Origin of the sequence: Sphingobacterium sp. UBA7855, from assembly GCA_002500745.1 — a bacterium.
Classification (GTDB): domain Bacteria; phylum Bacteroidota; class Bacteroidia; order Sphingobacteriales; family Sphingobacteriaceae; genus Sphingobacterium.
Window position 1 is genome coordinate 197973 of the sequence record DLST01000018.1, and the last position, 15679, is coordinate 213651.

General features: G+C 40.8%; 9 protein-coding genes. All 9 read right to left on the bottom strand.

Features of this window, described 5'->3' with window-relative positions; translation table 11 throughout:
• Window positions 1–120: 120 nt before the first annotated feature.
• Complete coding sequence (locus tag B2107_RS17225) at window positions 121–1062, bottom strand: glycoside hydrolase family 43 protein (protein ID WP_293956925.1); 942 nt, start codon at window positions 1060–1062, stop codon at window positions 121–123.
• A 77-nt stretch (window positions 1063–1139) separates the two neighbouring features.
• On the bottom strand, window positions 1140–3668 hold the full coding sequence (locus tag B2107_RS17230) for an alpha-L-arabinofuranosidase C-terminal domain-containing protein (protein ID WP_293956926.1): 2529 nt from the start codon (window positions 3666–3668) through the stop codon (window positions 1140–1142).
• Between the two features lie 313 nt (window positions 3669–3981).
• Window positions 3982–5292, bottom strand: a complete 1311-nt coding sequence (locus B2107_RS17235) for a rhamnogalacturonan acetylesterase (protein WP_293956927.1) — start codon at window positions 5290–5292, stop codon at window positions 3982–3984.
• Window positions 5293–5713: 421 nt separating this feature from the next.
• Complete coding sequence (locus tag B2107_RS17240; RefSeq protein ID WP_293956928.1) at window positions 5714–7081, bottom strand: FGGY-family carbohydrate kinase; 1368 nt, start codon at window positions 7079–7081, stop codon at window positions 5714–5716.
• A 12-nt stretch (window positions 7082–7093) separates the two neighbouring features.
• Window positions 7094–8368, bottom strand: a complete 1275-nt coding sequence (locus tag B2107_RS17245) for a TIM barrel protein (RefSeq protein ID WP_293956930.1) — start codon at window positions 8366–8368, stop codon at window positions 7094–7096.
• 80 nt (window positions 8369–8448) lie between these two features.
• Window positions 8449–10557 (bottom strand): bifunctional aldolase/short-chain dehydrogenase, encoded by a 2109-nt coding sequence (locus tag B2107_RS17250; protein WP_293956931.1) that lies wholly within the window; start codon window positions 10555–10557, stop codon window positions 8449–8451.
• Window positions 10558–10575: 18 nt separating this feature from the next.
• On the bottom strand, window positions 10576–11652 hold the full coding sequence (gene rhaT, locus B2107_RS17255) for an L-rhamnose/proton symporter RhaT (protein WP_293956932.1): 1077 nt from the start codon (window positions 11650–11652) through the stop codon (window positions 10576–10578).
• A 270-nt stretch (window positions 11653–11922) separates the two neighbouring features.
• Entirely contained in the window at window positions 11923–14247 is a 2325-nt protein-coding gene (locus tag B2107_RS17260) for a DUF5703 domain-containing protein (RefSeq protein WP_293956933.1), read from the bottom strand.
• Window positions 14248–14253: 6 nt separating this feature from the next.
• Window positions 14254–15675 (bottom strand): sialate O-acetylesterase, encoded by a 1422-nt coding sequence (locus B2107_RS17265; protein WP_293956934.1) that lies wholly within the window; start codon window positions 15673–15675, stop codon window positions 14254–14256.
• Between the last annotated feature and the right edge of the window lie 4 nt (window positions 15676–15679).

Genomic DNA, 15679 nt, shown 5'->3' on the forward strand with positions numbered 1-15679 from the left:
CATGATATTTTTCATCATATATTTAGGATTAATTGGTTATTTTAAAGGTTTTCATTCTCCCCGTTTGAAAACCTTTTTTATTACAATCGCTATAATTAAGATGACAACTGTTATTCTCAACTATCTTTTCAATGCTAATAGATTGGATAAAACGGTTGGATTTACCGTAAAAGCTGTTCCATGACGAACGCCTTTAGGAAAGCTCACCAGATCAGAGACATCTTCCCAGTTGATACCATCTTTACTACGAACAGCACCATATTTATGATCGCGGTATTTATCGAAATATACATATATATACTCCCCTACTTTCAGCGGAGCAGGACCCTCCGCCCAATAATCGCCTGTGATTGGTTTAGAGACAGTAGTTGGAAATCCTTTCGCTAAATTCTTTGTTGCCGTGATTCGGATGTTTTTCTCCGGCGGATTAGAGTTTTCGTTTTTCAGCACCATCATATATTCCTTATTGGCTTGTTGTATAATGGCCGCGTCGATCACACTAAATTCGGGATCAAAAAATAACTTAGTTTTTGAAAAAGTTTTAAAATCTTTCGTCGTCACGCTATACATCCGGTGGTTTAATCCTTTTTCACTAGCACTAGTCGGTACCTCTTTGTGGCGACCAGGAATTGTCGTGGCCCAAATGATATAATATTCTTTCGTCGCGTTGTCGTAAAAAAGTTCGGGAGCCCATGCATTTTTTGCATCCGGTTCATCTACCATGACTGGTATTGCTTTTTGTTGGGCCCACTGCTTAAGGTCTTTGGAGGAAGAATATCCGATAATTTTGTCCCACCAACCTGTTGTCCATACCAGATGAAAGGTCCCATCGGGACCCTGACAAATACTGGGGTCGCGCATCAGTCTATCTTTTCCTACTGTTGGTGTTAAGAAAGGTTTTCCCTGATTCAATGGTTCCCATTTCAAACCATCCAAACTATAAGCTAGATGTAATCCATCAGCGCCATTATCTACAAAATACGAAAAAAGGTATACGGGAGATTGCGCCTTAACCAGGTAAGTTAAAAGAACGAATAGGGTAACTAGAAATTGTTTTTTCATTTTTGCCAAATAGAGATGAATAAAAACTAACATATACTTTTCTGCACAACTAGCGGTTTCATAGGAGTTGAATTGGGCTATTTTGCACGCGATGGAATTCGAATGATGGTTAACGAATAAGGTGGCAATTGCTGGTTTTTAAGCTTTTCCACTGGCACGCTCTTTTGTTCGGGCTTCGCTGTTGTACTCTTCAACTCTCCTGTGAGCTGCGCAACAACAGCAGGCTCAGTTTTTAGGTTAAATTTAGCTAGTTCCAATTCCATGTTGACGGCAACAGGCAAAACATTGACCATTTTTATAATGATTGATTGATCTTTAGGATCCTTAACAATAGAAAATGCCACGCGCTTCTGTACCTCAACGGCAGCATTAGAATAGCTGGCTTCCACAGGAACATATTCCGTTCCATTATTACGACCGAATAATTGCTGTACATAATAGGATGGCGTTAAATTCACATCGGTATTATTGAAATAAATAAGATCGGGGCGCCATTGGGTATAGCCATCTTTGGCTAACAGCGGTGCATAGGAAGCCATTTTAACGATATCACCATTTCTTTCCAATGCAGTGAGATATGCGGCTTCGGCTAATGCCACTTCCAAGGTACTTGCACGTCCTTCGATATGAGCGGCATATTCCCCCAAATAAACCTGCGCTTTATTCCGATCGTATTTATCGTAGAAATCTTGATTATGAATAAACCATCCGGGTGTCTGGTAATAGTGTTCGTCCATAATAGGTACGCTTAATTTATCGGCGATTTTCCAGCCCTCAACATAATCGGTTCCCTCAAAAAATGGCCCCGCCGTTCCAATAACCTGTATATCGGGATATTTTTCACGGATAGCATTGTAAATCATCGTAAAACGCTCCTCAAAAACATTCGATATTAAATCTTCGTTACCCACGCCAATATATTTGAGATGAAATGGTTCTGGATGTCCAGCTGCTGCACGTACCTTTCCCCAGGTGCTATTTTTATCCCCATTGGCCCATTCGATCAGATTGAGCACTTCCTGGATATAGTCATCCATATCTTCCATTGGAATACCACATTGTTGCCCGCCCAATGGATGACCGTGAGCGCCCGAATTTTGACAGGGTACCCCAGCCGCCACTACCGGGACAGCATAGGCACCTATATCTTCACAAAATTGAAAATACTCATAATATCCTAAACCAACAGTTTGGTGATATCCCCACATATTGCGTTGTGGCACACGGCTTTCTAAAGGTCCTACAGTATTGGACCAATGGTAGATATTGTCGATACCATCGCCATGTGCTAAACAGCCTCCCGGAAAACGAACAAAACGTGGATTCAAAGCTGCAATAGCCTCGGCTAAATCTTTACGTAATCCATTTTTACGTCTTTTGAAGGTGTTTTGAGGGAATAAGGAAATCAGGTCCAAATCCAATTGTTGTCGATCTGTAAATACAAATTCCAATACGGCATCCTTACAGGTCGCATTGGCTGTCAATACCAATTGATATTTTTTCCAGTTTTTGCTGTCAACAACAAGGGATTTTTCATCAAGGATCTTTCCATCTTGTGTACTTATCCGGATTTTTAGTTGACGCCCTTTACTCGCAGTGCCCCGTCCAAAAAATGAAAGATCATAGCGTTCGTTTTTATGCAGAGCAATCCCATCGTAGCCTATATTTCTTAGTATACCCGCGCCTTGTAACCTCGCATAATGCTTATTATTGGGATGAATGGGATTGATACTGTCGATATGAAATTGTCCCGATCCATGCATATTCCAAGCTGTTTTCTCGTTCCAATTTTTGTCATGCCCTTGTTTATCGCTCAATTTATATTCAAAATCTCTATTTTGAATCAATTCCGCATAGAGACCTCCGTCTGCTGCATAATTAATATCTTCAAAAAATACACCTACCAACATATCGCTGATGGACTTGCTTTGTCCGATCTTTGGGGTTAACTTAACATCCAAGGGTTTTAAGCCTGCAAAGCGTACATCATCGTCAACACTTCGTTCGGACCATTGCTTTTGCTTAAGCAGAGCAAGATCATAGTGTTTAATCAATTCTTTAACTACAGCCCATGTAACTTTCAGCTTCGTTCCACGTAAACTTTCGCCATTAATGGAAATAATCTCACGGTCCAACAAACTGTTATTTACAAGCGAAACCATTGATTTATCCAAATCATTTAATTCGACATAATAGTCTTGCCTGCCCCAATTAAAAAAATCAGTTGTAAAAGTATAGGCATATGGCCCATTATTTTCAGGACTTAATTGCCACGCACAGGACCACCCCCCGCCATTTCGAGGAAACAACACCGGATTTATCATCCGTTTTTCTGATCCCCAACGTCCATAATCTGATTTTACAAATGCGAGTTCTGTTCCAATAGCGTCCCATTGTTTACCGTCCAAACTCCAGGCATATAATAACCCTTCTCTACCAGCATTCTTATCTTTTGCATAAGCAAAGAGATAGGCTGAATCCGGTTCAGAAATCGTGCTGCTATAGGCATATGCGGACGTACTGAAAATCCAAAATAGACAAAAAAAGCAAAGCGATTTTATAAGAAACAAATTATAAGCTCTTAATTTGAAGTTATCCGTTTTCATTGGTTATAATTAATCATAATATTTATAAATGTATAAATTACAATTATAAAACGCAAACGGCATTCTCAAAAGAATGCGCTGTCATTGACATGTTACGATTTTATCCCTTTTTAACTAGCACCGAGAGGTTTGAATCAAATTATGGTTATGACTGGTTTAATGTTGATTGCTTGTAACTATAGTACCTATACTACAATTATATTAAATATTCTTACAATCACCATCCTGTAGTATCATGGTCAAAATCAACAAATAGCGCACAAAAAAAGCCGAACAAAATCTATCGTTCGGCCTCACATTATATCAATACAAATTAATTGCCATCTGGTTTGATAACACTATTGATCAAACTTGGTGGCCAATACCAAGTTTTAAAATCATCTGGTTGCTGCGGATCAAAGCCCTGAAAATCGACGATATGGTCTGCTATCTTCAAGTTGTTTTCTTTAATTCCTGTGAGCACCATTTTAGCGATCTCATAGGCACCATAGGGATTGAAATGGGTATTATCGGCAAGATCATTTTTTTGATTTGGAAAAGTATGCGCGGGATAGTGAACAAATGCTCGTTTAGACTGCTCAACTCCTAATGCCTCGTAAAACAAACTCGTTTTCTGATTAAGATCTATTAAAGGCACCTGAAGTTCTGCTGCGACTTTCCGAGCCGCATCGGGAAAATCACCTAATGTCTGCAACAGTTTTCCTTGTTCATCAAATGCTCGCCGTGCTGTGGAGGTTAAGATAACTGGCAGGCCACCTTTTGAACGAAATTCACGTACAAAATAACGTAAACGATCACTATATCCCTTATATGCACCTGCATTTTCTCCTTTTTCCTTTTGATCATTGTGCCCAAATTCAATAAATAAATAATCTCCGGGCTTGGCAACAGAGAGAATTTTCTCCAATCTTTTTGAGGACAAAAACGAACTTAGTGCTAGTCCAGATTCCGCATGATTAGCAATGGCCACACCTGCATCAAAAAATCGAGGAATCATTTGTCCCCAAGACGCCCAGGGCTCATCCTCTTGATTAACTACCGTCGAGTTCCCCGCTAAAAATACAGTCGGGACATTGCTTACTGACTCGATTCGAATGGTCGAAATACAATTTGTTTGCTGGAACTCCAAAGTCAATTTATTATCCCAGTCGAGTTTTTGCAGCTCCCTTGGCTTCTTCAATGCTACAGTTTCGTTAGAAGCAATCTTTGAATCTTTTATATGTACAATAAAGGTTCTCTCTAAAGATCTGTTACGTAATACCTCTTGGTTTTCGATCTGCAGCCTCCGGGATTCAGACCGTACGGTACTGCGGTAAGGCTTATCGTTCAAACCCTGATAGGTAATCGTAATTTTATAATTGCCTTCAGGAACCCTTACCGAAAAATAAAATGGCTTTTCGCTGAAAAGGCTTTTATTCTTTGAATCAATCCTGACATCTAGTTCTGTTGAAAATTCAAAACCATACCCTTGCTTATCCTTATAGGGTGGTGCTTCCCTTAAAGAAATTACAGCCTGGTTTTTCTTAGTACCACCAAAGCGAAATTCCCTAACAATCTGTTCGGCAAATAAAACATGGCAACAGACCTGTATAAAAAATGTGATCGTTAAGATTAGTCTCTTCATCTCTAAGTTTTATTAATTTAGGGGACTTAAATATAATTTTTCCAATTGGTCAGACCACCCTGCGCTTACCTGTGCCTCCCTTTTGCCAACAGCTCAGGACAGCTAATCGCCCAATTTTCCGCACCTTTAATCATCATATAATAATTGGTATAATTATTCTTAATTTTAGGTTTTAATAAAAGGTTTCCTCACGCCCGTTTGGAAACTTTTTATTTTTTAACACTTGTCGTAACCATATAAATACACTCCTACCGATATATTAGAAAATAACTTCACAGGTACCGACAGCAATGAAAGCGAACAGAAGGTTCTTTCTAGCCAATAACATCAGACACTTTAAAAAAAAATAGGCCAGGCAAAAATCGCCTGACCTTTCACGATAACTAATAAAAAAACTAAATTCTTATTCCTATTATTGAAATTAATGTATTTTTTTGCCTGCCCTAAAATAACGGAGTTCAATAATGTCATTTGGAATAGGCTGCTTATTCCAATGATCGTGAATGACTAAAGCTGCTCCGAGTGCCGTCGCTTGTGCCATTGAGGCACCAAATACTTCACTATTCGGAAAAGCTTGCGCTAATAACGTCATATAAATCACATTACGGCTAAATCCGCCATCTACAAATATTCGTTGAACACCGTTGTTCTGTAACACCAAAGAGGTTGCTTTGATCTGTGCTTTTACCAAATGCATCATAAAAACATGATAAGCTTCGGTATAATCATTAAAATGGCTCAAATCAATGGATGAAAAAGCCGACAGCTCATCCGATATATCTAACGCTTGATATTTTTCTACTATATTCCATTGCAGCCCAATTTGCTTGAACTTGCCCGTTGAAACCTGAAAGAAATTTGCAATACGTTTGACCTGTTCTTCATGTTCATAACCTGCAAATAGGCGTGACGCTTTAACTGGTTTACCGGTGTAAGTCATATATTGTAAGCAGTCTTCATTCAGCTCTTCTTTAGTCAACGGTTGTTCGTTAAATGGATTGAATGAAATGCACCAGGTACCCGTTGAAATCAATACAAAAGGTTCATGAAAATTCAACAAGTATGGGATGAGAGCCGAAGAACTATCATGCAGCCCACTGCCTACGAGATAACCACTTCCTGGAAAAGTTGCCCTGAAGAGCTGATCTCCTTGAACGATAGGTGCCATTTTTTGTAAAATGTCCGTATCAGAAACCCACTTATGGTAATTATTTTTCTTAAAATCCCACAATGCTGTATGGCAACCTATACTCGTCATATCGGCATAGGGTTGTCCTGAAATTAAATAACTCAAATATTGCGGAAGATGTAATGCCCATTTGACCTCCTTAAACAGCGCTGGCTTTAGTTTAAACAAACGATAGATCTGTAGCCCAGAATTTAGACTTCCCAAACTCGGAGACGAAGTTTCCAATGCGAACCTATCTTTTCCACCATATTGTGCATAGAATGACTCCAGCAGTTTTTTGGGATATTCTTTTAAATAGTTATACAATGGTGTTAAAGGCCGCCCATCCTTATCAATGTAGACAAAACTCGCACCATAGGATGTAAAATTAATCGCCTTAATCTCAAACTCACCTTTCCGAAAGACTTCATGTAATGAGTCAAAAACAGACAAACGTAAACTTTCTAGATTTTCACAGCTATCACCATCTTCATCGGTAGTTTCTAAAAAACGAGCCGACCTCTCAAAAACAATCTGGTAATGCTCATTAAAGAGAAATAATTTCTTATTCGTCTTCCCGACGTCAAATATGGCAACTACTGGTATTGGTTTCCCCTTCATTCTTTTTCTTTGTTACAAACCGGTAGCTACAGAATTTATTCCGCGTTCTTCGATAAGTTTACTTCGTAAATTTTCTTCGTTGAATAATCGAACTGGATTTAATGCAGCACCACTTCTTAACCTTGCTTCTGCAACAAGCGGTCTGACATCAGTTCGAAACGCATCTTGCAAAATTTCCTGTGCTTTCACGATATCATTTGTCTGCTGTGCCTTTTTCAATGCTTTCCGATCAACTAACAAAGCCTGTGCATAGGCGATCTTAATCGCTTCAACTGATTGTAACAAATCGACCAAGGGATCTTTCAGGTTATGAGAAGCATCAATCATCCAACCCAACCCTGTCGCATGGTCTATCCCATTCAAATCCATTCCATCGACCAATTCGTTGAAGATCAAAAATAACTGATATGGCTTAATGCTGCCCGCTGTTAGATCGTCGTCAGCGTACTTACTATCGTTGAAATGAAAACCACCAAGCTTGCCCTCCATAAGCAATAGAGAAACAATTTGTTCAATGTTAGCATTGGGTAAATGGTGTCCCAAATCAACCAAAGTATAAGCTTTAGGCCCCAATTTATTGGCCAATAGTAAGGATTGCCCCCAATCTCCAATAGTTGTAGAATAGAAATATGGTTCAAAAGCTTTGTATTCTACAAACAATTTCCAATCGTCTGGTAGGTGCTTATAAATTTCACTTAAGCTAGACAATGTATTTTGAAATGCCTCTCTAAAATTCAACTGTCCTGGAAAAGATGAACCATCAGCGAGCCAAACTGTTAGAGATTTAGATCCCAAAGCTTTTCCATAATTGATAACTTCAATATTGTGGGCAATAGCCTGTTCACGTACTTTAGGATTGACATGGTGAAGCGAACCAAATTTATAGCTGTATTCTTGTCCAGTCTGATCTTGAAATGTATTGGAATTCACCGCGTCAAATGCAATGCCGAGTTTAGATGCCAATGATTTGATTTTTTCTGCATCCGAAGGGATATCCCAAGGTATATGTAAGGAAATAGCACCGCTTGATTTGTTGAGCGCGTGTAATAAGCCTACATCCTCTAACTTTTGTTCCAACGTTCCGGGCTCACCCGCTCCGGAAAACCGTCCAAATCGAGTACCACCTGTTCCTAATGCCCAGCTTGGGATGGCAATTTGAAATTTCTGGAGTTTGTCCAAGATTTCCGCTGTGTCTGAAATATTTGCCGATACGTAGTTAAAAGCTCGTGTATGTTTCTCCGCTAATTGGTTATTGTGCTGATCTATAATTTTCTTATCCAGAATCATAATTTAATGGTTATTGTGTAAAAATGTGAGGTGTCGCGTCCATATTTCCCTTTCTGAACGCGACACCTAAGATATAAAAATTAGCGTACAAACGCCATTGCAACACCTCCGTCAACGTTTAAAACGTTTCCAGTAGATTTATGCAATAGTCCGCCGACAAAAGCAAAACACGCGTTTGCAATGTCTTCTGGCAGGATGATCTGATTCAATAGCGTCCGTTTTGCATAGTAAGCAGGCAATTCGGCAACAGTGATGCCATAGGCTTTCGCACGACCTTCAGCCCATCCACCTGCCCAGATATTACTGTCTGAAATAACGGCGTCCGGGTTAACCACGTTCACGCGTACGCCTGCCGGACCTAATTCGGCAGCACATAAACGGCTTAAATGCAATTGTGCGCCTTTTGCACTTCCATATCCTGTATTATTTGGACCACTGACCAAGGCATTTTTACTGACGATATTGATGATATCACCGCCGATTGCCTGGCCTTTTAATAATGAAGCAACTCCTTGAGTAACAAGGAATTGACCTTTTACCAGTACATTATATAACAAGTCCCAATCGTTCTCCGTATGATCTTCGATTGTTTTCGAAATCGATAATCCGGCGTTGTTGACCACAATATCAATACCACCAAATGCTAGCGTAGCATCTTTCAAAGCACCTTTGATAGAATCTGCGTTGGTTACATCAAGAATTGTAGCGATGACCGAGTCTGTTCCAAACTCGGCGACAAACTCGGCTTTGCTTGACTCCAAACGTTCTGTATTGATATCATTTAAGACAATCACAGCGCCTTCTTGAGCCATCTTTTTAGCGATTGCTTTTCCAATACCACCACCACTGCCAGTAACCAAAGCAATTTTTCCAGAAAGTAACTTGGGTTTTGGCATGCGCTGCAACTTTGCTTCTTCCAATAACCAATATTCAATATCGAATGCTTCCTGACGAGGCAAAGCGGTGTACTCACTTACTGCTTCTGCTCCTTTCATAACATTGATTGCATTGGTATAGAATTCTGCGGCTACACGTGCTGTCTGTTTGTCTTTCGCAAATGCGAACATCCCGACTCCAGGGTATAGAACAATGACTGGATTTTTATCTCGCACTGCCGGGCTATTTTCATGTTTGCAGTTTTGATAATAGTGCGCGTACATCTCACGATATTCGTCAAATAAGGGCGTTAACTTTGCTTTTAACTCCTCTACGTTGTCTAAATCTTGTGATTTATCCAAATTCAATACCAATGGCTGAATTTTCGTTCTTAAAAAGTGATCCGGACAGCTGGTACCAAGCGGAGCCAAGCGTTCTAAATCATTCGAATTGATAAATTCCAATACGCGCTCATCATCTGTAAAATGCCCGATCATGTGGCGCTCACTGGAACAAAACCCTCTTAAAACAGGAGCGAGTTTGGCTGCTTGTGCAGTTCTTTCTTCCTTGCTGAGACTAGTTACTTGCTGTCCCCCGAATACAGGCGCTTTTTTACCATAGTTTTGCTCAAGATATTCCGCACAAGCTTCGATGACGTCCAAGGAATTGATATAACAGTCATAAGCTGTATCGCCCCAAGTAAACAAGCCATGTGAGCCCAACATAATACCGCGGATACCTGGGTTTTCTTCTAAACATGCACGCAACTGCAAACCTAAGTCAAACCCTGGGCGTTGCCACTCCACCCATCCTATCGTTCCATTAAACAATTCTTGGGTTATTTTCTTTCCATCTTTCGCCGCAGCAATCGCAATTGCAGCGTCTGGATGGAGGTGATCTATATGTTTAAACGGCAGAAACCCATGTAAAGGTGTATCGATAGAAGGTGCTTTTGATGCTAAATCGTAGATACAATGGTTAAATAACTCAACCATTTCATCTTCATGTTCAAGACCACGATAGACATTTTCCAAATTGCGAAGACGTTGTAAATAAAGCGCTGCAAGACCTGACTTTTTCAACGTTCCGATATCTCCACCAGACCCTTTAATCCACATCACCTCTACTTCTTCTCCCGTCAAGGGATCTTTTTCCACTACTTTACAAGATGTATTCCCGCCACCATAATTTGTGATTCTTAAATCTGCACCTAGAATATTTGAACGATATAATAACAAAGCTACTTCATCACCCCTTAGTGCCTGAGCTTTCTCATCGTCCCATAAATAATTGACATGTTTGTACGTTTTCACTGCTTCTATATTTAAATATTAATTTTCTAATGTCTTCGCAAACCCTACAATGCAAATAGAGATGATAATGGTTAGAATTCCTCCTATGATTGAACGATACGTCGAACGATCGACACCTTTCCATTCCTTGAGCACTACGCCCCATGCATTGGAAATAAGAATGATAAAGGCCATATGTAGGATCCAGGAGCTAGCGCCATTTCCAAGACGGCTTTCTCCCATACCGTAAAAGAAAAACTGTAAATACCAGGTGGTTCCTGCTAGAGCACATAGAAGGAAATTCATGCCTCTCGGTGCTTTTGATTTCGTATAATCCGAAAATGTTTTGTTTTTAATCAACAAATAAAGGCACCATAGGCAGTTTGTTGTAAAACCGCCCCAAAGTATCACAATGTAGGTGACATTATTCTGGTAAAGAAATTCGCCTTGGTTTGGATTAGCAGACTTCCATAATGTATTTGCCACATCGGCCATCGGTTTTCCGGCTTCAATACCGAAATTGAAACAAGCACTTAGTATCCCTGAAACAATAGCTACTACAATTCCTAAACCAAAATTATAATCGGATTTGCTCGCTGTTGATAGGGAGGTTATATGTTTCTCTTTAGAAACACCTGCCTTACCACATAGATATACACCAAGCACACAGACTAAAAGACCAAGGAGAATACAAATACCGGATTGGGTTGTAAAAAAATAATCTATGCCATGCTTGCCTTCTGCTTTATTAAAAAAATAATAAATGCTGGGCATTAAAGAACCAAACACCATACTCAGGCCCAAAATAATACTGCTACCCAAGGATACTCCAAGATAGCGTACACCAAGACCATAAGTTAAACCGCCGATGCCCCAAAGCAAACCAAACAAAAATGTGTAACCTAATATCGTGTTATTCGCACTTTTAATAATCTCAATAAAATTGGGTATCGTCAACATCGCCGCTATGGGCGGAACAATAATCCACGAAAAAAGTCCGCCTAGAATCCACATGGATTCCCAGGACCATCCTTTTACTTTCTTGTACGGCACATAAAAACTTCCAGAAGCGAATCCGCCTATGAAATGAAATATAACTCCGAAAACTGCATTCATATAAACGTTATTTAGGTTCTTAGCAACTAAGATAATTCTTTGGTTTTTCAGAACTGTTATGCACTGTTATGAACGACCCAATTTTGTATAGAAAAAACAAAAGGGGCTATCCAATCTTCTTGGATAGCCCCTTTATTAATATTTTAGACATCGCGTGTATTGACCTAGGAGTCAAGGCATCAAACGTCTATTTTCTTATTTTTCAGCGCTCGATTTAATGGTTACAATGGGTTAATACGCGATGTTGTTTCGCTAACAATTTCGAAGCGGCTATTGCAATAGGTTGACAATTGCCGCTTCTCTTTCTTTTGGAAAAACTTTTAGCTCCAATAATTTACCGTCCTTTAATGTTCCTTCAACGGTAGTCTGCCCCGGCGCATGTAGTTTAAAATCCACATTCCAATCTTTGGGCCATGCCGGAAAAAGGTAAATTTTATCGTCAACGGCCTGCAAAAGCATTTCCTGTAAGCCGATCATGCCCGAACCACCCCAGTTATGATCCGGAACCCAGTCAAAGCCCGGTCCCCAAAAGGTTGGAAATCTTCGTTCTGAATTTTTGAGCTTTAAGACAGTCAATTGTTTGGCTTCATCGGTCAACCCAAGACGTGCAGCAAAGATATTATGCTGCTTCCAGCCGACATGGCTTTTGAATTTAAGCACATCGGGATCATAGTTGTAGGTATTGACGGCAATATCGATATCTGCTTTACCGATACCATAAATTCCCCAAGGATATACAGGATAGAGCTGCGGGGATTCGGTATTGTTGATCCGGGCCCATAGCTGCGCTGGAGCCAGCATTTTTTTGCCTGCAACTTCACGCTGTGGTAACGGGGGTATTCTAGTCAAAAACCCCTGAAAATAAGCTCGTGAATCAGCATGAATATACCCCTTGGGCAATGCCAGCAATCCTTTGGTTACCTGCTGTAAAGCAGCAATTGTACTTGCCGAATTATAGGCCATTTTATAGGTTTCCGCAGAAGAGCCAGGATATAGTACAAGATGACCTGCATCATCCAATACCTTGCTACCCCGTTGCCGAGCCCGGTATTGATAATGCTCATCAAAAAAACGCAGACAACTTTCTATCAACGGAATATAAGTCTGAATATCGGACTTATTATAACGTTCTGTTTCCAGTATCATCATGCAGAACTCCAGCACCGTATCCCACTCGTATTCCAGCCAGGCATTATATTCGAGGCCCTTATCAAAATCTTTGGGCCGTTTCCAATTGTATTCAGCAGGATTGGGTAAACCAAAATTTTCGATCTGTTCTGTAAAACTTGCACCAGCGTGCCCCCAATAAAATTTGGATCGCCATTCGGCATTCTTCAAAAGGCGTTGATAAAACTTAAACTGCGCCGGCATTAGATCAAAATCACCGCTCTTCAATAATGGCCAATACACTAATCGCTGATTTTGTGCGGTATGGGTACCTCCACCCCAATTCCGAAAATCCGGTGTGAACGTAAACGTACTATCGATCGTGACAGGATCGTAGGTAAATAAACCGCCATTAAATTTTGTTGGATAATCTCCGTAAGCATTACAAGCTAGCATAAATCGAAACAACTGATAGTTTCGGCCGACTTGCCAAGCTTCATTATGGGGATCTTCTAAGCCAGGCTGGATAACGATATGACTTCTATCCCAAAAAGATTTCCACCAGGATTCCGTCGCCCGTTTGAGCGACACAAAGCTAGGTTTGGGCGTAGCCAGATCTTCCAGTTCTGCTTTCCAGTGCTTTAGGTCTGCTTGCTGTCCTACGTGAAGCGTAACTTGAAGTGCATGATTGGTTTTTGCGGCTTTACTTTTGAGTACCCAAGCTTGGTATGGTGTATTCATATAGGTTCCGGCACGCTCACCAGCGTATACAAAATCTTCTCCTTTTAAAAGCCCCCCTGAAATTAGGCTTTTCAGGGGATTATATAATGAATCTTTGATTGTTGTCAAGCCTTGTTGGTCTACGACAAGATCAAATGCAGTGGTATCTTGATTTTGATGATAAAAAATAACATCGTTTGCTGTCGCGGCAATCTGATCTTTAGGCGTCACTACCGGTTTTGGAGGTGCCCATTTCCAAGAGTTTGCATTGTTTTCCTTTTTCTTTGGAAAAAGATCCTGAAAGCGCCAGTTTTCGTAAGCCACTTCCACCTTAACCTTCCGGTTGCTGCTCACTTCAAGATGGACATTAGGATTGAAAACATCCACCCAAACCAATATTTCAGCCTTCACTCCTCTGTTCTCCCCTTTCAGAACAATGTGTCCCTTTTCCAACTGCAATTCCTGTTGAAATTTTCCGTCCAAAAACGGGTTGGGATAGAGACGAAGTCGAATACGGCCAAGCTTCAACAGGGTATTGTTCTCGTCAAATGCTCCGGTCTTCCCTAAATACACAAGTAGTTCACCGTTCTCCATCCAAACGTTCAATCCAATATCTCCACCTCCTATAGGCATGGATTCAGATGAATTCTTGCTTTGCTTGGACCAAGTTACATTGTAGTCCTTCCAGTTGAACTCTTGCGCCCAGGCTGGATTTAAGAAGGTTGCCACTAGGAATATAATGCCTATAATACGTTTTTCAATCATCATTTCTATTTACCAATCATCTGTACGGAAAGAGCTTAAGGGCAAGCCATTGGCTCCAAACACCTCTCCGACAACGAAATCTTTAAATGCATAACGCACAGCCACCGGCTCCTCAACTTTGAGCGACGCGACAATAATGGTCTTTCCTTTCAAAACAGCCTCTGCAGGATAAAAAACCTGATCTTTACCCGCAACTTCAAAAGTCTTTATTTCTTTACCATATGCTGTTAGCCCCAATGGTGCATCCTTAAAAGAAAGTATCGCTGTACTGCCTTTAATTTCCAGCTTTTCATAAACAGGACTTTTGAGATTTAGTGAAGCAAAACCGTAGCTTCCGTGCAGTGCAAGGTAGGCCAGTCGCTCACCACTTTGTTGTTTATGGGATGGATGGATGCAATTTTGTTCGCCCAAATCCATGCTGACCGCCATAGCGGAATGTGGAATTTTATCCAGCGATTTACGCTGTGCATCACGCAGATAAGCCGAATTATATTTACCTCCCAAATGATAAGGCGGTAGTGAAGCGTAATCAAATGGTGCAATTTGTGTAAAATAAAAAGGAAGTTCATGATTTCCCCACAAGGACCGGAATTTTTCGACCATTCTCGGAAAGAGGACCTCATACTGATCCGGGCGTTCGTAGTTGGACTCACCTTGGTACCAAATGATACCTCGAATGCCATAACCGGCAATGGGATGAATCATACCATTGTATAACATGGTCGGTACGCGATTTTTATCTTTCAAGCCTTCCTCTTGTTTTGGGATTTTTATATCTTTCTGATCCGCCAGCCAAGATGCCTCCATCCAGGCTTCGATATTTGAACCGCCATAGCTGCTATGAATCAAACCGACAGGCACCCCTAAAGTTTTGCGCAGTTGTCGGCCGAAATAGTAGGCCGTTGCACTAAAACCGACCACAGACTGCGGTTCGACTTTTTTCCAAACACTTGGCTTGCTATCGGATGCAGGCTGTAACAAGGGATTGCGGGGTACGGTATAGATACGCAATTGATCGTCTTTGGAATTCATCATCGCTTCTGTACTGCCGAGGATGGGTTGCCCAGGATAGCCTTTCAAAGGCATTTCCATATTCGACTGGCCAGAACACAGCCAAACTTCACCGATTAAAATATCGTGCAGTTCAATCACATTTTTTTCTGAGACCTTGATCTGATAAGTTCCACCTGCTGCTGGTGTATGCACTACAATTTTCCATTGGCCAAGCTTGTCCACCTTCGCATGATATTTTTGCCCATTCCAGGAGGTCTGTAAGGTTACTGTTGTCTGGGGGTCCGCCCACCCCCATACTGGGACTTTACTTTGTTGCTGCAGCACCATCCCATCGGTAAAGAGCGCCGATAAACGTACTTTCGCCTGGCTACTCAATTGCGCCAACAGTAACACGATCGCAAAAAAACAAGTTTTCATTGTC

Bases quoted from the DNA above. Each gene is read 5' to 3' on its own strand.
- B2107_RS17225 (WP_293956925.1), bottom strand. From the start codon at position 1,062: ATGAAAAAACAATTTCTAGTTACCCTATTCGTTCTTTTAACTTACCTG.
- B2107_RS17230 (WP_293956926.1), bottom strand. From the start codon at position 3,668: ATGAAAACGGATAACTTCAAATTAAGAGCTTATAATTTGTTTCTTATA.
- B2107_RS17235 (WP_293956927.1), bottom strand. From the start codon at position 5,292: ATGAAGAGACTAATCTTAACGATCACATTTTTTATACAGGTCTGTTGC.
- B2107_RS17240 (WP_293956928.1), bottom strand. From the start codon at position 7,081: ATGAAGGGGAAACCAATACCAGTAGTTGCCATATTTGACGTCGGGAAG.
- B2107_RS17245 (WP_293956930.1), bottom strand. From the start codon at position 8,368: ATGATTCTGGATAAGAAAATTATAGATCAGCACAATAACCAATTAGCG.
- rhaT (WP_293956932.1), bottom strand. From the start codon at position 11,652: ATGAATGCAGTTTTCGGAGTTATATTTCATTTCATAGGCGGATTCGCT.
- B2107_RS17260 (WP_293956933.1), bottom strand. From the start codon at position 14,247: ATGATGATTGAAAAACGTATTATAGGCATTATATTCCTAGTGGCAACC.
- B2107_RS17265 (WP_293956934.1), bottom strand. From the start codon at position 15,675: ATGAAAACTTGTTTTTTTGCGATCGTGTTACTGTTGGCGCAATTGAGT.